The sequence below is a fragment of the Thermaerobacillus caldiproteolyticus genome (assembly GCF_013761245.1).
Taxonomy (GTDB): Bacteria; Bacillota; Bacilli; order Bacillales; family Anoxybacillaceae; genus Thermaerobacillus; species Thermaerobacillus caldiproteolyticus.
In genome coordinates, this window is sequence record NZ_JACDUT010000008.1 from 75,070 (window position 1) to 95,476 (window position 20,407).

Annotated in this window: 18 protein-coding genes; 4 read left to right on the forward strand and 14 right to left on the reverse strand. The window is 40.7% G+C overall.

The window, feature by feature from the left end; genetic code table 11:
• Window positions 1–417: 417 nt before the first annotated feature.
• Entirely contained in the window at window positions 418–1,455 is a 1,038-nt protein-coding gene (locus HNR31_RS12840; protein WP_181556631.1) for an LLM class flavin-dependent oxidoreductase, read from the reverse strand.
• Between the two features lie 252 nt (window positions 1,456–1,707).
• Here HNR31_RS12840 and HNR31_RS12845 point away from each other — a divergent pair, with 252 nt between their 5' ends.
• Together HNR31_RS12845 and HNR31_RS12850 are read left to right on the forward strand one after the other, a co-directional pair.
• On the forward strand, window positions 1,708–2,325 hold the full coding sequence (locus HNR31_RS12845) for a sulfite oxidase-like oxidoreductase (RefSeq protein WP_181556632.1): 618 nt from the start codon (window positions 1,708–1,710) through the stop codon (window positions 2,323–2,325).
• A 691-nt stretch (window positions 2,326–3,016) separates the two neighbouring features.
• On the forward strand, window positions 3,017–3,289 hold the full coding sequence (locus HNR31_RS12850) for a hypothetical protein (protein ID WP_233414595.1): 273 nt from the start codon (window positions 3,017–3,019) through the stop codon (window positions 3,287–3,289).
• Between the two features lie 128 nt (window positions 3,290–3,417).
• Here the strand turns inward: HNR31_RS12850 and HNR31_RS12855 are convergent, their stop codons facing one another.
• The 9 genes from HNR31_RS12855 to HNR31_RS12895 form a co-directional block, all read right to left on the reverse strand.
• Window positions 3,418–3,597: a hypothetical protein gene (locus tag HNR31_RS12855; protein WP_181556634.1), complete on the reverse strand. Its 180-nt coding sequence runs from the start codon at window positions 3,595–3,597 to the stop codon at window positions 3,418–3,420.
• A 352-nt stretch (window positions 3,598–3,949) separates the two neighbouring features.
• The gene (locus tag HNR31_RS12860) at window positions 3,950–4,375 is read right to left on the reverse strand and encodes an OsmC family protein (protein ID WP_181556635.1); all 426 of its coding nucleotides are present in this window, start codon (window positions 4,373–4,375) and stop codon (window positions 3,950–3,952) included.
• Window positions 4,376–4,865: 490 nt separating this feature from the next.
• Complete coding sequence (locus HNR31_RS12865) at window positions 4,866–5,645, reverse strand: IclR family transcriptional regulator (RefSeq protein WP_181556636.1); 780 nt, start codon at window positions 5,643–5,645, stop codon at window positions 4,866–4,868.
• 64 nt (window positions 5,646–5,709) lie between these two features.
• Window positions 5,710–6,489 (reverse strand): fumarylacetoacetate hydrolase family protein, encoded by a 780-nt coding sequence (locus HNR31_RS12870; RefSeq protein ID WP_181556637.1) that lies wholly within the window; start codon window positions 6,487–6,489, stop codon window positions 5,710–5,712.
• A gap of 13 nt (window positions 6,490–6,502) precedes the next feature.
• The gene (locus HNR31_RS12875; RefSeq protein ID WP_181556638.1) at window positions 6,503–7,699 is read right to left on the reverse strand and encodes an NAD(P)-dependent malic enzyme; all 1,197 of its coding nucleotides are present in this window, start codon (window positions 7,697–7,699) and stop codon (window positions 6,503–6,505) included.
• A gap of 82 nt (window positions 7,700–7,781) precedes the next feature.
• Window positions 7,782–9,962, reverse strand: a complete 2,181-nt coding sequence (locus tag HNR31_RS12880) for a malate synthase G (protein ID WP_181556639.1) — start codon at window positions 9,960–9,962, stop codon at window positions 7,782–7,784.
• Window positions 9,963–10,128: 166 nt separating this feature from the next.
• Entirely contained in the window at window positions 10,129–11,607 is a 1,479-nt protein-coding gene (locus HNR31_RS12885) for an FAD-linked oxidase C-terminal domain-containing protein (protein WP_181556640.1), read from the reverse strand.
• Complete coding sequence (locus HNR31_RS12890) at window positions 11,607–12,965, reverse strand: (Fe-S)-binding protein (protein ID WP_181556641.1); 1,359 nt, start codon at window positions 12,963–12,965, stop codon at window positions 11,607–11,609. Before HNR31_RS12890 ends, HNR31_RS12885 begins: the two co-directional genes overlap by 1 nt.
• Before the next feature lies 1 nt (window position 12,966).
• Entirely contained in the window at window positions 12,967–14,292 is a 1,326-nt protein-coding gene (locus tag HNR31_RS12895; protein ID WP_181556642.1) for an FAD-binding oxidoreductase, read from the reverse strand.
• A gap of 1,031 nt (window positions 14,293–15,323) precedes the next feature.
• Here HNR31_RS12895 and plsY point away from each other — a divergent pair.
• Entirely contained in the window at window positions 15,324–15,887 is a 564-nt protein-coding gene (plsY, locus tag HNR31_RS12900; RefSeq protein WP_220129533.1) for a glycerol-3-phosphate 1-O-acyltransferase PlsY, read from the forward strand.
• A gap of 165 nt (window positions 15,888–16,052) precedes the next feature.
• Window positions 16,053–17,420, forward strand: coding sequence for an RsmF rRNA methyltransferase first C-terminal domain-containing protein (locus HNR31_RS12905; protein WP_181556643.1), 1,368 nt, complete (start codon window positions 16,053–16,055; stop codon window positions 17,418–17,420).
• Between the two features lie 39 nt (window positions 17,421–17,459).
• Here HNR31_RS12905 and HNR31_RS12910 read toward each other — a convergent pair whose 3' ends face one another.
• From HNR31_RS12910 to HNR31_RS12925, 4 genes are all read right to left on the reverse strand, one after another.
• Window positions 17,460–18,032, reverse strand: a complete 573-nt coding sequence (locus tag HNR31_RS12910) for a YpmS family protein (RefSeq protein ID WP_181556644.1) — start codon at window positions 18,030–18,032, stop codon at window positions 17,460–17,462.
• Complete coding sequence (locus tag HNR31_RS12915; protein WP_181556645.1) at window positions 18,029–18,820, reverse strand: SGNH/GDSL hydrolase family protein; 792 nt, start codon at window positions 18,818–18,820, stop codon at window positions 18,029–18,031. Before HNR31_RS12915 ends, HNR31_RS12910 begins: the two co-directional genes overlap by 4 nt.
• Window positions 18,821–18,885: 65 nt before the next feature.
• On the reverse strand, window positions 18,886–19,461 hold the full coding sequence (locus HNR31_RS12920; protein WP_181556646.1) for an SCO family protein: 576 nt from the start codon (window positions 19,459–19,461) through the stop codon (window positions 18,886–18,888).
• A gap of 20 nt (window positions 19,462–19,481) precedes the next feature.
• Window positions 19,482–20,324, reverse strand: coding sequence for a DegV family protein (locus HNR31_RS12925; protein ID WP_181556647.1), 843 nt, complete (start codon window positions 20,322–20,324; stop codon window positions 19,482–19,484).
• Window positions 20,325–20,407: the final 83 nt, after the last annotated feature.

The following is a 20,407-nucleotide window of genomic DNA, read 5'->3' on the forward strand; positions in this document are numbered from 1 at the left end:
TCTTTATAACATAACAGGTTCCGGTACAATACATAATATTAATTTTCTTGATCCTACTGCTCTTTTCCCAAGTTGATTTGTAAAATTGTTCTATCGATCCTTTTGCGCCTACATATAAACTGATATTTGTCCCGTAACAGAAGTGAAGAAATTCATAATTTTTCTTCCCTTTTTCATATATTTATTGTTTATGTTGTAATGTAAATCTTATCACAAAATTCCATTCTGTTGTTTTTCTGCCCTAATCTCTCATAACTGCATTTTTTTCTTTGGTGAGATTATACATAAATTTGTTTTTATGAGGAAAATGGCATGCGAATCAACTTGGGCATCCCATTTTCCTCTATTATGACTGTTATTTTAAACAATCATCTCAAAACAAATAGCTGGCTACAGCCGCTCATAAAAAAGACCAGCTTATTTCCCCATGACAATTTCAGCAAGAATTTCATAAGAGCGTAAACGCGCCTTATGATCAAAAACTTGCGTATGGATGATCAATTCATCCGCCTGAGTAACATCTAAAAATGCCTGCAGTTTTTCCTTGACAGTCTCCGGACTGCCGGTGATCATGGAGCGCAATTGCCATTTCACAGCGACCTTTTCGTAATCATTCCATATTTCATCCATGTTTTCTACCGGTGGATTCAACGGAGTCGGCTGATTGCGTAATAAATTTAAAAATTGTAACTCCTGTGAGGTAGCCAACCATTGTGCTTTTTCATCCGTATCGGCAGCAACCACATTAACACCGACCATCACATATGGCTCATCAAGCACCTCTGAAGGCCGGAAACTGCTACGGTATATTTCTAAAGCTGGAAGAGTGTAGTCTGGAGAAAAATGACTCGCAAAAGCGAAAGGTAATCCGAGTTCGCCGGCCAATCGAGCACTAAATCCGCTCGAACCTAATAACCAAATCGGAATGTTTAGCCCCTCACCAGGAATCGCCCTTACGCTCGAGCTGCCAGATGAAGATGGATTCAAGTAAGAACGCAGTTCGGCTAATAGTTCAGGGAAATCGTCACCGCTGCTTTGAAAATCGCGTCTTAATGCACGGGCAGTGAGCGGATCGGTGCCCGGAGCACGTCCTAACCCAAGATCGATGCGGCCGGGATACATCGACTCTAAGGTACCGAACTGTTCGGCAATCACCAATGGAGCATGATTCGGCAGCATAATGCCACCGGAGCCTACACGAATTTTGGAAGTCCCGGATGCTATATAGCTTATAACTACCGATGTCGCTGAACTGGCGACACCAGGCATCCCGTGGTGTTCAGCCAGCCAATAACGATGAAATCCCCACTTTTCAACGTGTTGAGCAAGATCGAGACTATTTCGAAAAGAGTCGGCCGCTGTACCTCCGACTACAATCGGGACAAGATCGAGAACCGACAACGGAATATCACGAAGCTGTTTTGCTCCTTTATTCACACTCTTTTCTTTGGACATACTCTTTCATCCTCTTTCTCTTGTAATAGAACTTAGGCATTTGATCTCAATGATAAGCATCCTTTATCTGTTAGAATATAACGTTCTTCCACAACCATGCAACAAAATTGAACTTAACTTCGGAAAACAACAAAAATGACCGTCATATCCATTAGATATGGGACCTATCTCGTCCTTTCCATCCTTGCATAACCATGAACAAAACAGTATCATTATTTTTAAAATAACTGCCGAAAGAAAGGATGAAAAGAAGTGGGAAAACAACTGCCTCCCGGCCAATTTGAAACAGAAAAATGGCCAGTTCTTCATGAAGGGGATGTCTACGAATTTCAAGAAGAGACGTGGAACTTTAGACTGTTTGGCGACGTAAAAAAAGAAATCACTTTATCCTATAAAGAAGTCATGAATTTACCGAAAACAATCGCAACTACCGATATGCATTGTGTTACTACATGGTCCAAATTCGACACGACATTTGAAGGCATTGCGTTCCGCGAATTTTTAAACTTAGTGGAAATCGAACCGGATGTCAAATATGTTAAAATTTATGGATATTTAGATGGAAATCGATTCGGATATTCGGCCAATTTGCCGATTGAACCTTTGTTAGGAGATGACGCTTTGTTTGTATACCGGTGGAAAGACAAGAATCACGACTGGCAAGAGATTTCTCCTAAGCACGGCTATCCTCTTCGTTTCATTCCTCCTGCTTCCTTTTATTTATGGAAAGGAGCAAAATGGGCATCAGGAATTCGATTTATGAAAGAGGATGAAGCAGGATATTGGGAACAAAGAGGCTATTCTATGACGGCGAATCCTTTTAAAGAAGAGCGCTTCGCTGATACAAATTTTATTTTCGGAAAATTTTAGAATGAAAATCCTCTGAATCATAACTATCTTTCGTATCATGATAGAAAAGACGCTGTCTTTTAATCGGGGGCGCAATGATAAAAAAACTTTTGACTCATTCACACGTTCACTACAGATCCAGCCCCCTCACCTCCCTTAATCGTGGTCTTATCCTTTTTGATTTAAAAATAATGGTTTCGATAGTACGAGAAAGCAATGATACTGCTGATCATAAAGCTGATCCCCATTCCGAGAGAAATTCTATTTTTCCCAACCGCTGAGCCAAGAAATGTTAATGAACAGCGAAGAATCCAAAAGGAAATTAGATTCAACACTAATACATGACTCCTATGGTCTCGAACAATTCCGTTTAAGATATGATAGTACTTACCATCGCGGCAGTCCTTAGCAAAATAAGCCCCATTAAATTTTCAGCCCAAAAACTGTCCACAAACTGATCAGATCCTTGCCATAATTGGCCAACATATCCCTCTGAAAAAGTCATCAGCTGCATCGATATATATTACGTTTCATTCGGAATCACCTTGTTTAATAATTTTACTGTTTCAGGTGATCGAAATATACTGCGAGCAATTTAAAAGTATATTCCCTCTGCATATCTCCTCAAATATCTAATTTTGTCCTCGAGAAATTAGGGTAAACTAATCATAAATATGTTGCTTATATAGAGGAGTGATAAATGGTGCCTTACATGAATGGACACATTATTTCAGGGGAATTTGATGAGAAGCTGAACATTTTTTATATACAAAAAATAAAAAATTTCTTCGTTGAATCTGTTTTAAAGGAAAATCAATTAAGAAAACTATACGATTATTTGAAAAAACATAAGAACGAAACAGATGGTCAAATCGTTACCCTTTATGACCAAATGCTTGTTCGTCTCTCCCAAGACGAAATAAAAGCATTGTTACACGATTTAGAACAAATTCAGCCAATGTACCGCATTATGGGCAAGGAATAAATATAAGCATGATCTATAGGCTTACCACAGTCCCTTTCCGTTAATAGAGAGCAAATCCCCCCTTTGTTCAACCAAGGGGGATTCGATTCCAGTTTACCCCCAGCTGCCTAAAGAGCCGTGTAACCAGATCAAGTTATTCGCTTCAATCCTTCAGTTCGTTTCTGTGATTCTCCCGTTTTTCCTTTTGCATTGATGGTTACATTCTGAAAATATAGCTCCACATTCGGATCGCCCATGATCTTCTTGGAGCTAAAATTCCTTCCTTGCAAGTCAATGTTCAATTCTTCCACCACTAGGTTGGCTGCCACATTTTCACATCCAGCAAGAGAACTTAATAATGCTATCTTGTTCACCCATAACTGGAGGCTTATCAATCATGATCGTATGGTTCTTGGGTTTTGCAAATGTCTGCATTCCATACGAACTAGTTAAAAACTTTGTATTCAGCCTTAAATTTTATCTAATAGCGGTCTGCAAGTGCAGCACTACCTAATCCTTATTTGTTCTCTAAAGATCGATCAAAGGCATTTTATAAGTTTTCCCGAAACAGCCGCCCCATCATCAAAAAGAGAATGTTCCATGCGGCGAGTTTTTGTTATACAATAAATTTCCTACAAATGACGAATTTTTAACGGTTTTCACACATATCTTGTTGCCCGCTTATAAATTTTTCTTTCCGGCAACGCCGTTAATTGAATAGCTCACCGTAATCTTGGCATTTAGTGAATGAGCAACTGAACAATACTTCTCTTTCGACAGCTGAATGGCGCGAACCACTTTATCTTCAGGTAACTCTCCTTCTAATGCATAATGAATGTGAATATGTATAAATCGTCTCGGATGGTCTTCTGCGCGTGTTCCTTCTACTTCCATATGAAAAGAAGTAGGCTCTAAACGCATCTTTTGCAAAATCGAAATAATATCAATTCCTGTACATCCTGCAACTGCATGTAAAAGCAATTCCGTAGGTCTTGCTCCACGATTTTGTCCTCCCACTTCCTCCGCCGCATCTATTTTGATTTCATGTCCTGATGGAGTGGTACCGGAAAAAGCCATTTGTCCCGTCCATGTTACTGTTGTTTTCATTGATTTCAATCCCTTCAATTTTTTATGTCACTACTTATTCAGCATTCTTACTTTTCATGCTTTTATACAGAATGCCAATTTCTAATAGTATTCTCCTAAAATCAAAGAGGAAGGTTGTAACAGCCCCATTTCTGAAGACGGTTCATTAATATTTTCTCCGCTGCTTTCTTCCTAATAAGCCCCTATAAGAGAAACTGAATCTTCTTTTGCAAAAGAAACCAATTATTTGTATCAATCTAAGGCCGACTTAGAAAAATTACAACGATGATATATAAAAGCTAACATTCCAGCACTCGTAAAACATTTTTTGCTTTCTGTTTCATAATGCAAAAATAATTATGGTTGTGAATAAAGCAATTTTATTAATATAAGAACCAAAACCACTTAATTGCGACTATACACATTATTTTGTAAACATTGTAAATGATATTGATTAATTATTACAAAAAATTTACTCGATATATCTTTTTTCAAAGAAATCGAGTAAATCTTATTCATTAATTTCGCTCGTATATCCAAGCCTTGCTGAAATTTGTTTGCCGATTTGCAGCATCCGCGTTTGAAGTTGTTCGATTCGTTCATCCGTCATACGAATTGTTGGCCCAGAAACACTAACAGCCGCAATGACTCTTCCTAAATGGTCAAAGATAGGTACTGCAATACATCTAATTCCGTATTCATTTTCTTCTAAGTCAAGCGCATACCCTTGCTGCTTCACTTGAATCAGTTCTTTGAGGAACTCATCCTTGTCAGTAATGGTTTTATCTGTATGCATCGGCATTCCCTTACGTTCAAGAATATCTAACACAACATTATACGGTAAATGAGCAAGGATAGCTTTTCCCACTGCGGTGCAATGCATCGGAGCCCTTTTTCCAACTTTAGAATGCATGCGTAAGGTTTCGGTTCCTTCTAATTTTTCGATATAGATAACTTCCCCTTGATCATATACAACAAGATGGATAACTTCATTCGTTTCACTTTCCAGCTCCTGCAAGTATGGTTTTGCCTCTTTTCTCAGATCGATTGATTCCAGCAACTTTGAACTAATCTCTAAAAATTTATAGCCAAGCTTATAACGATCTGTTTCTTTATCTTGCTCAATATATCCATACTGAACAAGAGTTGACAGGATTCGATAAACAGAGCTTTTATTAATATCCATTTGTTTGGAGATTTCTGTAACTCCTAAACCGTCCTTTTTCGAACTTACTATACTAATTATATCCAATGCTCGGCTTACAGACTTTACCATATTATCTCTTTCCATAATCCGCTCACCTCTAGGTTATTTATATATTATAACACATCGTCACCGGGCATTTGATAGGTCACTAAAAAATTTTGGCGCTTTCCTTCGCAGCTACAAACGTATTTCGAAGAATTCCAATCTCTTTAATCTCGCATTCAATTACATCTCCTGCCCCTACGAACTCTGCTCCCACTGGACTTCCCGTTAAGATGACATCTCCCGGCTTCAGTGTCATTACATTCGTAAGATAGGAGATCATTTTATGAATTGGTATAATCATTAATTCAGTTGGACTGTTTTGTTTCTCAACGCCGTTAAGCGTTGCTGTAACATTCACATTAAAGGGATTAAGCTCTGTTTCAATAACAGGGCCTAATGGAGTAAATGTGTCAAACGCTTTACCGATTGTCCAATGGCCATCCTGATGGAAATATTGAGGGGCAGTTACGTCGTTTCCGATGGTATAACCAAACACATAATCTAAAGCCTCAGATTCAGGAACATTTTTTGCTTCTTTCCCAATAACGATTGCTAATTCTGATTCGAACTTAACTTGATCAATACCTCTTGGAATGACAATTTCTTCTTCAGGTCCAATCACTGACGATGTTGGTTTAAAGAAAAATACTGGAATTTTCGGGAATTCATCAGGAAGATCTTCAACTTTTGAAACGTAGTTTGCACCGATCCCAATGATTTGGTTCGGCTCTAAAGGTGCGAGAAGTTTTACCTCGCCTTTAGGGAATGTTTTTCCCGTATACTCCCAATCCCCAAAAATATCTCCCTTAATTTCTCTTATAGTACCATCTGCTATTACACCTGCATAAACTTCAGCATTTACGGTGAATCTCGTAAATTTCATCGAACGACTCCTCTCAAACTGGTTCTAAATCTATTTTACGGGCAACTCCCGTTTTTATAGCTGCATCAGCAACAGCATACGCCACTGCTTCTACAACTCTTTTATCAAGCGCATGCGGAATCACATAATCACTGCTAAGTTCTTCAGGCTCGATTAAGTTGGCAATTGCATAAACAGCCGCCAACTTCATTTCTTCATTAATTTCAGAAGCCAATACCCGCAATGCTCCTTTAAAAACCCCCGGGAATGCAAGCACATTATTTATTTGATTCTGCATATCTGAGCGGCCTGTTCCAACGACAGCTGCTCCGGCTGCCTTTGCAACCTCTGGCATTATTTCTGGGACCGGGTTTGCCATCGCAAAAACAATCGCGTCTTTGTTCATCGACTTCACCATCTCTGGCGTTACCGCTTCAGCTACAGATACACCAATAAACACGTCAGCACCTTTTATTACTTCATGTAATTTTCCTTTAACGTTGCTTTTATTAGTGATTTCAGAAACAAATTCTTTCATTGGATTCATCCCATTTTGGCGTCCCTTATAAATAGCTCCCTTTGAATCACACAGGATGATATCTTGGACACCCATATTTACAAGCAATTTAGCAATTGCGATGCCAGCAGCGCCAGCCCCATTTACAACAACCTTCGTGTCTTCAATGCGCTTGTTCACAACCTTTAACGCATTAATTAGCCCAGCCGCTGTCACAATTGCTGTTCCATGCTGGTCATCATGAAAAACAGGAATATTCATTTCTCTTTTTAATCGTTCTTCAATAATGAAACAATTCGGTGCTGAAATGTCTTCTAAATTAATTCCACCAAAAGTTGGTTCTAGTGATTTTACAATTTGAATGATTTGTTCTGGATCATTGGTGTTTAAACAAATCGGGAATGCATCAATGCCAGCGAATACTTTAAATAAAGCTGCTTTTCCTTCCATTACCGGCATCGCCGCTCCACCACCAATATTCCCTAAACCTAATACCGCAGACCCATCGGAAACAACCGCTACTAAATTCCCTTTAATGGTATAATCATAAATCTTTTCTGGATTCTGGTAAATTTCTTTACAAGGCTCTGCTACCCCTGGAGAATAGACTAAACTCAAATCATTCACATCTTCCACAGAAACCTTAACACCCACACTTAATTTTCCTTTAAACCGCTTATGAAGTTCTAGCGACTTTTCCCGAAGGTTTTGCATAGCCACAGCTCCCTATATAAAAAAATAATTTTATAACAGGGCACCCTAACTGATTAGAATGCCCTGTTATATACGGATACGGCTACTGTTTTACAGCAAATTTAGCCTTTGCCTCTAAGCGGCGGCGGTGCAGTATCGGCTCAGTGTAACCATTTGGCTGCTCATAACCTTTGAAAATCAAATCGCAAGCAGCCTGAAATGCCACCGAGTTATCAAAGTCTTTAGACATTGGTTGATATGCTGGATCGCCGGCGTTTTGCTCATCGACCACTTTTGCCATACGCTTTAATGTCTCAAGCACCTGTTCCTTCGTACAAATTCCGTGGTGAAGCCAGTTAGCAATGTGTTGGCTGGAAATTCTCAGTGTAGCGCGATCTTCCATCAGTCCCACATTATTAATATCAGGCACTTTTGAGCAGCCAATTCCTTGCTCCACCCAGCGAACAACATATCCTAATATGCCCTGAACATTGTTGTCTAGTTCCTGCTGAATTTCTTCAGGGCTCCATTGAGGATTTTCAGCAACTGGAATTTGGAGAATATCATCTCGGAAATCTTTAAATTCTTTTCCTAATTCGTTTTGTACTTTTGTTACATCGATTTGATGATAATGAAGAGCATGCAATACTGCCGCAGTTAGCGAAGGTACCCATGCCGTATTGGCACCTGCTTGAAGCTGGCTGCCTTTTTGTTTCAGCATCTCTGCCATCATATCCGGCATCGCCCACATTCCTTTTCCAATTTGAGCACGGCCTTGGAAACCGGTGGCAAGGCCAATATTTACATTGGATTTCTCGTAGCCTTGCAGCCATTTTGATGTTTTCATATCATTTTTTCGAATCATCGGTCCGGCTTCCATGGAAGTATGGATTTCATCGCCAGTTCGATCTAAGAAACCAGTATTAATAAACACAATGCGGTCTCTTACTTCGTAAATGCAGTTTTTCAAGTTCAGCGTTGTGCGGCGCTCCTCGTCCATGACGCCGATTTTAATTGTATTTCGCTCCAGCCCAAGCATGTCTTCAACACGATCAAACAACTCATTGGCAAAAGCTACTTCTGCTGAACCATGCATTTTCGGCTTAACAATATATATTGATCCTTTAGAAGAATTTTTATAACGGCCATTTCCTAATAAATCATGTTTTGCAATTAAACTTGTGACAACCGCATCCAAAATTCCTTCAAAAATTTCCTGTCCATCCTGATCTAACACCGCATTATTCGTCATCAAATGTCCAACGTTGCGGACGAACATGAGTGAACGGCCCGGCAATGTCAATTCTTCTCCATTCGGCGTTGTATAAATGCGGTCAGGATTGAGCGTGCGCGTTATTGTTTTATTGCCTTTTGCGAATGTCGCTGTCAAGTCTCCTTTCATTAAACCCAGCAAGTTACGGTATACATGCACCTTGTCCTCCGCATCGACGGCAGCGACAGAGTCTTCGCAGTCTATAATCGTCGTCACCGCTGCTTCCAATAAAATATCTTTCACACCCGCCGCATCTGTCTTGCCAACAGGATGACTGCGATCGATTTGGATTTCAATATGCAATCCGTTATTTCTCAGCAAGATTGCCGATGGGGCTTCCGGATTTCCTTGATAGCCGACAAATTTTTCCTCATCTTGAAGGCTCGTCGTCTGGTCTCCCTTGACCGAAACAGACAATTTTCCATCGACGACGGCGTACTTGACAGCATCTCTATAAGAGTATTCGTTTAACGGTACAGCTTGATCAAGAAATTGCTTTGCATAGGCAATCACTTTCTCGCCGCGGACTGGGTTGTAATGATCCTTGCGTTGGGCGCCATCTTCTTCGCTGACCGCATCCGTCCCGTAAAGCGCATCATAAAGACTTCCCCAACGCGCATTCGCTGCGTTCAGCGCATAGCGGGCATTGCTTGCCGGGACAACTAACTGTGGACCAGCTTGTAAAGCGATCTCATCGTCTACTCCTTCAGTCGTAATTTGAAAATCTTCTACTTCCGGTTCTAAATAACCAATCTCCTGCAAAAATGATTTATACTTATTGAAATCCAAATTTTTTCTATGCTTCCGGTGCCATTCGTTGAGCTTTTCTTGAATTTCATCGCGGCGGGCAAGCAGTGCCTTGTTTTTCGGCGTCAACTCTTTTACTAACGTTTCTAAATCCGCCCAGAACTGTCCGCTGTCTACTCCGCTTTGAGGAAGAACCTCCGTATTGATAAACTCATAGAAAATGCGGGCGACTTGAAGGTTGCCTACTTTCATATAGTCTTGCATAAAAACATTTCCTCCTTTTCATAATGATCAATTTAGTGAGAGTACTTGTTTGTGCGGCAGAAAAAACGGTCTTTGTTTGTTATTACAAAACACTGTTTTGTAATTTGTTTAAAAAATAATATCACAGAGCCAAAATTATTTCAATAATTTTCTTAAAATTAATTTTTTATAAAATTTTATGCTTTGATGATGTTATCACTTCTTTCATCCCTTTCTTTACTTCTACACAGCGTCCCGGTGTCGGAAATAATTTTCCGGCGTTTAATAGATTTTTAGGGTTGAACACATCACGAATATCCGTCTGCGCGATAATTTCTTCATCGTTGAAAATAAAGAGCATTTCTTCTCTTTTCTCAATTCCAACCCCATGCTCACCTGTAATCGACCCGCCAACATCAGCACATACTTGCAAACATGCACTTCCAGCCTCTAGTGCCTTTTCGGTTTCGCCCGGTTTTCTCGCATCAAAAAGCACAAGCGGATGAAGATTTCCGTCTCCGGCATGAAAAATATTAGCGATGCGCAGACCATACTTTTCACTAATTTGGTTGATTCTACTCAACACTTCAGGCAGTTTGCTTCGCGGAATAACCCCGTCTTGTACTAAATAGTCCGGAGAAATAGCTCCCATTGCCCCAAATCCTGTTTTGCGATTCGCCCACCATCTTGCTCTTTCTTGCTCATCTTGGGCTACTTTCACTTCACGAACATTTCTACTTTTACATACTTGCAAAATTTGATGAATCTGTTCATCGATACCGGCAGAAATTCCATCAACTTCAATAAGCAATAGCGCTTCGATGTCCTTAGGGTGACCTACAGGAAACGCAGCAGCTTCAACACCTTCAATGGCTATTTTATCCATCATTTCAAGGGCAGCCGGAACAATACCTGCTGAGATGATGTCAGATACGGCTTGGCTTGCATCTAAAACCTTATCAAAATAAGCCAACACCGTTTGTTTTGCTTCGGGGTTTTTCAAAATTCGAACCGTTATTTTTGTAACAATCCCCAGCGTCCCTTCTGATCCTGTTAATAGTCCCAGTAAATCATATCCAGGCGGATCAAGGATCCCATTTTTTCCAATTTCAATGATTTCTCCGTTTGGCAAAACAACCTCTAGCCCTAGAATATGGTTCGTGGTAACGCCGTATTTAAGGCAGTGTGCTCCTCCAGCATTTTCAGCGACATTTCCACCGATCGTACAGCAATACTGGCTCGAAGGATCTGGTGCATAATAGTATCCTTTATCAGAAATGGAGTTCGTCAGCTTAATGTTGACAAAACCCGGTTCTACCACAGCACGTCTATTCTCTAGATCAACACTTAATAAACGCTTCATTCTTACTAAACTAATAATAACCTCGCCATTTAGCGGAATAGCCCCGCCACTTAGACCTGTACCGGCTCCACGAGCAAGGAAGGGCAAATTATTTTCGTGGCAATATTTCACAACATTTGCGACTTCTTGTGTGTTTTTTGGAAAAACAACCGCTTTAGGCAAATGCCTATGAATCGTAAAGCCATCACAATCATACGCCAGCAAATCTTCTTTTTTGTAAAGAATCGACTGAGCCCCACCAACAATATTTGCTAGATTTTTTATATGTTTATCTTTTGTTTCGACCTCTTTTGCTACCGCCATTACTTAACCTCCTTTAAGCTGTCTTCTTTTTGATATGCCCAGTCTAGTAACTGAACGGTATGAACAATTTTTTGATTTCTTCCGTATTTTAGGACTCCCATTGCCATCTGAAGCATACAGCCGGGATTGCCCATTGAAATGATTTCCACATCTTCAGGAACATTCTGCATTTTACTTTGGAGTACGGCTTCAGCCATTTCTGGATGGGTAATATTGTAAATACCAGCACTTCCACAGCAGCGGTCAGCATTTGGCATATGAACCATTTCCACCCCAGGAATGCTAAGCAGGATATCGCGCGGCTCCTGACGCACTCCTTGACCATGTGCTAAGTGACACGCATCATGATACGTAATCCGCGTCTTTATTTCTGCTTTTGGCTTTTCATATCCTGTGTCATGAAGATATTTGGAAATGTCTTCTACCTTTGAAGAAAACTTTTCTGCTTTCTCACGCCACTTTGGGTCTTCACGGAACAATTCTGGATATTCCTTCAACATACATCCGCAGCCAGCTGCGTTAACAATGACTCGATCAACATCTTTAAACGCTTCAATATTCTGCTTCGCAAGCTTTCTTCCCGTTTCACGGTCACCCGCATGAACATGCAGTGCTCCACAACACGTTTGATTTTGCGGGATGATAACGTCATTTCCATTACGTGTTAATACATTAATCGTAGCTTCATTAATATCACTGAACATCACATCCATCACACAGCCGGTTAAAAGTGCAACAGTCCGCCTTGTTTCCCCTTTTGCTTTAATGACACCCGCATGTTTGTATTTTTTGCGCACTGGCTGCTTGACTTTGGGCAAAATCGCTTCCATCTCCACTAAATGTTTCGGCATGATATTGATAAGCCGCGTTTTGCGCGCCACCTTTTGCAATCCGCTCTTTTGATAAAATTTCAACAAACTGCTTAATAGATGCAGACGACTTGGATGCGGAAATACTCCTTCAAGGAAAAATCTGCTTACAGCTCCTTTCCAGCCGGTTAATGGCAGCGCTTGGCGAATTTGGCCTCGTGCCTCTTCGATGAGCCCTCCGACATCGACATCAGCAGGGCAGGCGGTGGTACATGCACGGCAATCGAGACAGGCAAAAACCGGATCTGCAAAAGCTTCATTGACTTCAAGCTTTCCTTCAGCAACCGATTTAATAAGATGGACACGTCCGCGGGGAGAATGCTGTTCCTGACCTGTTTGCTCATAAGTTGGGCATGATTCCAAGCACATTCCGCAATGAACACAATCTGCCCATTTGTTTTCATCCGGCAGGTCGCTCCAAAGATAGTTTCCTAATCTATTGATTGTACATGCTGGTTCTTGCTTTAAATCACTTTCTCTTAAACTCACGTCATATCCCCCCTACAAACCGTTTATGATTAAGAACTCTGTTTGGATCTATCTTCGATTTAATTCCTTCTAATAGGAAGAAATACGATGGTTTTTCTCCCCAAACGTCTACTTTCTGACGGAGCGAAAGAGGCAAATGTTTCACAATCACGTATCCCCCCAGTCGTGTAACAAAATCTCTTAGCTGATTGATTGCGGATACGATATCTTCGTTTGCGCCTTTTAAATATACTTGACACAATCCGTGACCTAGTCCACCATGAGCTGCGACCGCTACATTGTAGGAATCTTGTAAGATTTGGCTTTCTTTTATGACTTGGAGAACATCGAGATTGACTACACCTATTTTCAAAGCTGCCTCTATTTCTTCACTAACAACATACTTTGTACCATTCGGCCCGATTCTATAAAATTGCTCCCAAAACGACTGGGCTTCTGTTTGTTGAAAAATCGTCATTTTTGTTTTCGCAGGTTGAATGTTTTTTACAAAATCCTCTTGGTAATGGACCGAACTTTCGACATCTTCAAAACTAATCGCCAATGTATAAAGATTTTGCCCCATTACCCTTTCTGATAAAGATGGACTTAACAACTCAAGAGATGTAGGCTCCATCATTGAATCTAAAAATTTGATGACAAATGATCGAATCTCCTCAAGATTCTCTTCTAGGAAAGATAGTAAAATAAGACTTTCATACTTTGGCAGCGGCCGAAGCTTCAGTGTCACTTCCGATATGACTCCTAGCGTACCCATTGAACCGATAAATAGTTTGTTCATATCATAGCCGGCAACATTTTTTACCACCCTTCCACCTGTCCGAATCACTGTTCCATTCGGATAAACCACTCTTATTCCAATCACTGCGTCTCTGGCAGATCCATAACCAAGGCGTTTGGGACCGCTTTCATTCGCTGCAATGATTCCTCCAATTGTTGCATACTCCGGCCAGGCAGGGTCTAGTGAAATTTTTTGATGATATTTTGACAAATACTCTTGCAATTCTTTAAAAGGTGTACCTGACTTAACTGTTAATGTCATGTCGCCAACTGTATGTTCTACAATTCCTGTATAATCCGCTAATGAGAGTAAGATGTCAGCAGATTCAATCAGCCCGCCGAACCCTCTTTTCGTTCCTCCTCCAACAATCGAAATGGTTTTTCCATTATCGTTGGCGTATTTCAAGACGGTTGCGATTTCCTCTTCTGATTTCGGATATACAGTCACTCTCCCATCATTTCCTAGCGGATGATTTTCACTTCCGGATGCTCGAATTTGTTGTTCAGGTAGAATAGACATTAATTCTGTTAAAAGTTCTGTAGCGATCAACACCAATACCCCCTAACGTTTCGTAATAAGAAACACCGTTTCTATAAATCTACAGAAATGCTCGAACTATCCCCTCTCTAACCGATTTAATACAGCTATTTCCGCTCTATACCAGTCTTTATTTTCTACATTGAAAAAGCTCATTAATATCTCTAGAGTTCGGAAGCAACATATGGTTATAGTTTTCTCGAATCAAATCCACCAATAACGCTCCCTTCCCCTATTTCACATTCACACCAACCGATCCTTTTCTCTTTATCGAATAAATGACAAAGCTCACGGACGGAAGGGAATTTTTCACCTACCTGAAATGCTCCATACTTTATCATTTTTTCAGTTTTTTACAACTGATCCTGACGCTTTTTTTGTGGAGATTTTTTACATTCACAAATCCACCACCTTACTTTTCTAATATTACACATCCAATATGTTATATATTTACATTTATTATTAAACCACTCATTTGAGTATTTTTCAATTAATTTTTAGAATTTAAAAAATAATAAAAATATACAATCCATTTGATATATGAAATTAGAACTATAGATTGCTCGTAGCAGATAACAAAAGAAATATTTGCAAAAAGGTATATTTGAAAGCAGTTTGCTCGTTAGTTCGAGAGGAAAACATCGACATCGTGATCGTCAAAAACAAAACCTATCAAATATCTATCCAGTACGAAGGGGCTTTGAATGATTTCGAATACGATACAATCTTATTGCGTTGAAATGTAGAACATCCGATGAAACCGAGTGCATACAAAAATAAAACGATCACAACAAATCCAGTTAACAGCATCGACTTACAGCATCTCGCCATGTAGATTGTTGCTAGTACACATATATGTCATCAAACGTCGGATGAGTTCCCTTTCCTTCTTTATGCCTTCTTTCACCAAACGACTATTACTCCTTTAGCACGGATACTATTTTCGTATCTAGCGTTTTTTATAATGCATGGTAAAATAAAATCATGCGGGAATTTGATGAGTAAAGGGTGTATGAAGATTGATTACAAAAACGTTGATACTTATGTTAGCTTACCTTCTTGGGTCGATTCCGTTTGCACTTGTTGTCGGGAAAGTTGGATACGGAATCGATATTCGCGAGCATGGAAGCGGAAATTTAGGAGGAACAAATACATTTCGCGTGTTAGGGGTCAAAGCGGGATTACTTGTAACAAGCGGAGATATTTTAAAAGGAACATTGGCGGCAAGTCTGCCGGTGTTGTTTTCTGTTCATGTCCATCCGCTATTAGCCGGACTGTTTGCCGTCCTTGGGCATACATATCCGATTTTTGCCGGGTTTCGCGGCGGAAAAGCGGTTGCTACATCGGCAGGAGTTTTGCTTTTTTATTCACCATTTCTGTTCATAACGCTTCTTGCTGTATTTTTTCTCGTTTTGTATATTTCTAAATATGTATCCCTATCTTCAATGCTAGCGGGAGTGTATGCAGTCATTTATACCATTTTCTTTACCGACGATATTCCATTGATGGTTGTCGTTTCTTTATTAGCCGCGTTTATTTTCTACCGCCATCGCGCCAACATTAAGCGAATTATTAATAAAACAGAACCAAAAGTGAAATGGTTATAAGAAAACGAATCGCTCTCAAATCCAAATGCTTTTCACCCGCAGAAATGCTTGTCATCTTAGAAGGGCTTATTTAACAAAAGAAAAACCTTTATTTAAAAGGCTGTCCAGTCGCAACAGGGGCAGCCTCTTTTACCGGCCAATAAAACAAAGAAAGGAGCTCGTTCATTGAAGTTACCTAGTGAATTTGTTGAAAAAATGAAAGGAATTTTACAGGAAGAAGCTCATCGTTTTTTCGCCACATATGAAGAAGAAAAAGCAAGCGGATTGCGGTTCAATCCACTTAAAATTGATCGCAATACCTTTTTAGACATCGTCCCGTTTGCACTTTCTCCTGTGCCGTTTTGCCCGACTGGCTTTTATTACGATGCTCATGAACAGCCGGGAAAACATCCATATCACGCAGCAGGGCTTTATTATATTCAAGAACCAAGCGCGATGTTTGTCGCGGAAACGTTGCAGCCGAATCCGGGAGAGAAGGTGCTTGACCTTTGCGCGGCACCTGGAGGAAAAACAACACAGCTAGCGGCAATGATGAAGAATTCCGGTTTTTTACTGGCAAACGAAATTCATCCGAAGCGCGTCAAAGCATTGTCAGAAAATATTGAACGGCTTGGCATTACAAATACGCTTGTGACAAACGAAACGCCGGAAAAGCTTGCAAGCCGTTTTGAAGGATTTTTCGATAAAATTTTAGTCGATGCTCCTTGCTCTGGAGAGGGAATGTTTCGGAAAGATGATGAGGCAATTCGCTATTGGAGCGAGGAACATGTTCAACAGTGTGCCCGCCAGCAGCAGCATATTTTAGAGTGTGCGTATCGAATGTTAAAAGAAGGGGGCATCCTTGTTTACTCAACGTGTACCTTTTCCCCTGAAGAAAATGAACAAACGATTGAAGCGTTTCTCCAAAAACATGATGATATCGTGTTAGTCCCGATTGAAAAAGCAGCTGGGATTCAATCAGGAAAGCGCGAGTGGACAAATACTGGTTTGGAAACAATAGAGCGGACAGCTCGGCTTTGGCCTCACCATCTTCAAGGAGAAGGCCATTTTGTTACGAAAATGAAAAAAACCGGCCCCTCACCTGTATGGAAGGGGAGATACGCTTCTTCCAATGTGTCTAAGCAGGCATTACGCGATTACCGGAACTTTGAAAAAGCAACATTGCAAATTGAAATTACAAAAACAATGTATGCATTCCAACACCATCTCTTTGCCTTGCCTGAGGACTGTCCGAGCTTTGACGGCCTTAAAGTCGTGCGCGCCGGCTTACACTTAGGCGAGCTGAAAAAACAGCGCTTTGAGCCGAACCATGCCCTTGCTTTGGCGCTACAACGTCATGACGTTCAGCAGTCGCTCGATATAAAAAGCGATCATATCGAGTGCATGAAATATTTGCGCGGGGAAACGTTATCGACTGGCGAAGACCGCGGCTGGCTCCTCATCACCGTTGACGGTTACCCGCTCGGCTGGGGAAAGGAAGTAAAAGGAACGGTCAAAAATTTTTATCCGAAAGGCTTACGGATTAACATGTAAAGCAATAACAAAGAGGGCTTCAAACGAGAAAAGCCCTCTTTACTCATTGCCGACCGGAACCGTTAATGTAAACTCGATTTGATTATGCTGTAAATCAAATTTCTTGGCGGAAAGTTGATATCCATTTGCAAAGCGGAATTCGTTAAGTGCCACATATATGCGATTATAGTTCGGATCGATGATAACCCCTTCCGGCAGGAGCGCATGCTTTTGTAAATATTTGAGCACATACGTAACAGGAAGCTGCAATTCACCTAATGACATATCCGGGTCACGTAATTCTAAATTCCCCCCTTGCACGACGTTTGGAACGAAAGAAACCGTTAAATCAACGTCCCGGCCGAAGACGGGCAGTTTGCTCGCGACATAGACACGGTCACTGAGCCAAACGCGGTACTGTAGCGGATGGTCTTTTGTCTTTTTGCGAATATAGTCATTGATGACGGCATTCACATGCTCCTTCGAAGAGTAGACCGTGAACGTAGCCCCTTTCATTTTCTTCTCGGGTGGCAATGTGGACGGTTGAGAAGGTTGAAAGATCAAAAAAAAGAACAAGCTGACAATCACAATGTTAATTGTTAGTAAAACAAAAAACCACTTTTTCCAATTCATTGTTCGATTCTCCCTAGCCATGTCTTCTCCTTCTGTAATTGTTCATAAACACGTGTAGCAATAAGCTCATATCCCAATTCATTCGGGTGGAATTGATCACTATAAAGTACATCATCACGGTTATCAAACAAATCTTTCACATCAACAAAAATCGTATGATCATACCGACTAATTACTTCTTTACTTCCATTATTCCACAAATCGATGACGTCGTCGATTTCTGGGATCGCCTGAAGCGAGCTTGAAAATGGATTATATAATCCAATAAGCACGATCGTCGCATCTTCATTCCATGTACGAATCGTTGCCATGAGTCGATCAAGCCGCTTGACAAATGTTTTTTGTTCCCGTTCAAATAACGAATATGACAAATCGAATAAATGAGAGCGGACGATTTTCATGACATCATTACCGCCAATCGTGATAAAAATGATATCAGCTTCTTTGACCGCTTGCGGATGGGTTTCAACGACATCGTCTAATTGCGAAAGGCGCAATCCTCTCTTTCCTAAATTCGTCACTGTTACCGCTCGTATCCCTTTATGCTGTAACATTTTTTTTTGCAGCCGGGAAACATAACCACCTTGATCATCATTGTCCCCGACTCCTTCTGTCAATGAATCACCGATCGCTAACACATTAACATCTCTCGGGAAAAAATAACGATCAATCGTTAGAGGATACAAGTGAACTTGTCGTAACGGACTATCTGCTATATTCATCGCTTCTGTAGAGGAACAACCTGCACAAAAAAGAATAAGCCATATACATAATCCCCATTTTTTCATGATTCCATTTACACCTACCCTATCGAAACGCGAAAAGGCAAAAATGCGCGAACATTTTTGCCCCTTTATGACGATTGTAAAATTTTTATATGCTCTAAAATTTGCTCATACGGAACATCTTTGAAACCATTATAATATTGAACGATATTTCCTTTCTGATCGACAAGGTAAATATCGGTGCCATGAATGACCTGATCTTGGTTCTGCGGCTTTTGAACGATCGCTTTAAAATTTTTTTGCGCAAATGTTTCGATGTCTTGTTGACTATAGCCTGTGAGCAAATGCCAATGGCGAACATCCGCGTGAAATTTTTCGATATATGATTTTAATTGTTGAGGATGATCATTTTCTGGATCGACGCTAAATGAGACAAATTCAACGTCCACCCCTTCTTTTTTGGCCATCTTTTGCAGTTTTGCCACATTCGCTGTTATTAGAGGGCATACATCCGCACATCGCGTAAAGATGAAGCTAGCTACCCACACTTTTCCTTTTAAATCAGCTAATCCAAATGGTTGGCCGTTTTGGTCTGTAAACGTAAAATCAGCAATCGGCCAATTTTTGGCGTCTGGGATGGTTTTTCCACATGCGGAAACAATGAGTAATACACATATTAGTAGCATGATTCGTGCTTTTTTCATGGATACCCCCCGTTTTCCGTTTATTCAGCATAGTACATAAATCCAATTGCTCCAGGGCCTGTATGCGTCGAAATCACAGGAGTCGTATAGACGATATCAATGTCGTCGTAACCGGTGGCAGATACGATCGATTGTTTGAGATGTTGAGCAAGCTCAAACGCATCGGCATGAGCGATGGCTACTGTACGAATCGTTTTTTCTGATACATCTTCTATAAATCGGTTGGTTAAATATTTAATTAGTTGGGAATAGCTTCGCACCTTCGCAACCGGGGTGTAGAATCCATCCATCAGCGCAGCAATCGGCTTAATGTTCAACAACGAGCCAATGAGCGCTTTTCCACGCCCAATGCGGCCCCCTTTCACTAAGTTTTCCAGCGTGTCTACTGTTACATATAAGTGCGTATGACGGCGAATCTCCTTCAGCCTCTCAGCGATCTCATTGACGTTTTTTCCCTCTGCCGCCCACTTTGCTGCTTCGACGACTTGAAACCCCATCGCTAGCGAAATAAATTCGGAATCAATGACGGTCACCTTCGCCTCGGTTAGCGTAGCAGCATGTTGCGCAGAACGAACAGTGCCGCTGAGCTCACCCGCCATATGGATCGAAAGAATATCATATCCGTCCTCACCAAGACGATTATATACTTCGAGAAACTCTCCTACGGAAGGTTGAGAGCTTTTCGGCAATTCGCTTGCTTCCCGCATTTTGTTCATAAACTCCTGTGGAGTAATGTCGACTCGATCGGTATAGGTGTCGCTTCCTATTGTAAATGTTAATGGAATCACTTCGATTCCATACGTTTGTAATGTCGCTTGCGGTACATCGACAGTTGAATCGGTGACGATTTTTACTTTATTCATATATTCACTTCCTAAATAACGCCTTGGTAACTATTATACAATTAAATAAGGAAAATTCCTATAAAAATCTAGGATATATACAA

What these genes read in the sequence shown, in the direction of transcription:
- HNR31_RS12840 (WP_181556631.1), bottom strand. Translation starts at nt 1,455, where the DNA reads ATGTCCAAAGAAAAGAGTGTGAATAAAGGAGCAAAACAGCTTCGTGAT.
- HNR31_RS12920 (WP_181556646.1), bottom strand. Translation starts at nt 19,461, where the DNA reads ATGAAAAAAGCACGAATCATGCTACTAATATGTGTATTACTCATTGTT.
- HNR31_RS12885 (WP_181556640.1), bottom strand. Translation starts at nt 11,607, where the DNA reads ATGGCGGTAGCAAAAGAGGTCGAAACAAAAGATAAACATATAAAAAAT.
- HNR31_RS12860 (WP_181556635.1), bottom strand. Translation starts at nt 4,375, where the DNA reads ATGAAAACAACAGTAACATGGACGGGACAAATGGCTTTTTCCGGTACC.
- HNR31_RS12850 (WP_233414595.1), top strand. Translation starts at nt 3,017, where the DNA reads ATGAATGGACACATTATTTCAGGGGAATTTGATGAGAAGCTGAACATT.
- HNR31_RS12915 (WP_181556645.1), bottom strand. Translation starts at nt 18,820, where the DNA reads ATGAAAAAATGGGGATTATGTATATGGCTTATTCTTTTTTGTGCAGGT.
- HNR31_RS12880 (WP_181556639.1), bottom strand. Translation starts at nt 9,962, where the DNA reads ATGCAAGACTATATGAAAGTAGGCAACCTTCAAGTCGCCCGCATTTTC.
- HNR31_RS12870 (WP_181556637.1), bottom strand. Translation starts at nt 6,489, where the DNA reads ATGAAATTTACGAGATTCACCGTAAATGCTGAAGTTTATGCAGGTGTA.
- HNR31_RS12865 (WP_181556636.1), bottom strand. Translation starts at nt 5,645, where the DNA reads ATGGAAAGAGATAATATGGTAAAGTCTGTAAGCCGAGCATTGGATATA.
- HNR31_RS12875 (WP_181556638.1), bottom strand. Translation starts at nt 7,699, where the DNA reads ATGCAAAACCTTCGGGAAAAGTCGCTAGAACTTCATAAGCGGTTTAAA.
- HNR31_RS12910 (WP_181556644.1), bottom strand. Translation starts at nt 18,032, where the DNA reads ATGAATTGGAAAAAGTGGTTTTTTGTTTTACTAACAATTAACATTGTG.
- HNR31_RS12925 (WP_181556647.1), bottom strand. Translation starts at nt 20,324, where the DNA reads ATGAATAAAGTAAAAATCGTCACCGATTCAACTGTCGATGTACCGCAA.
- plsY (WP_220129533.1), top strand. Translation starts at nt 15,324, where the DNA reads ATGTTAGCTTACCTTCTTGGGTCGATTCCGTTTGCACTTGTTGTCGGG.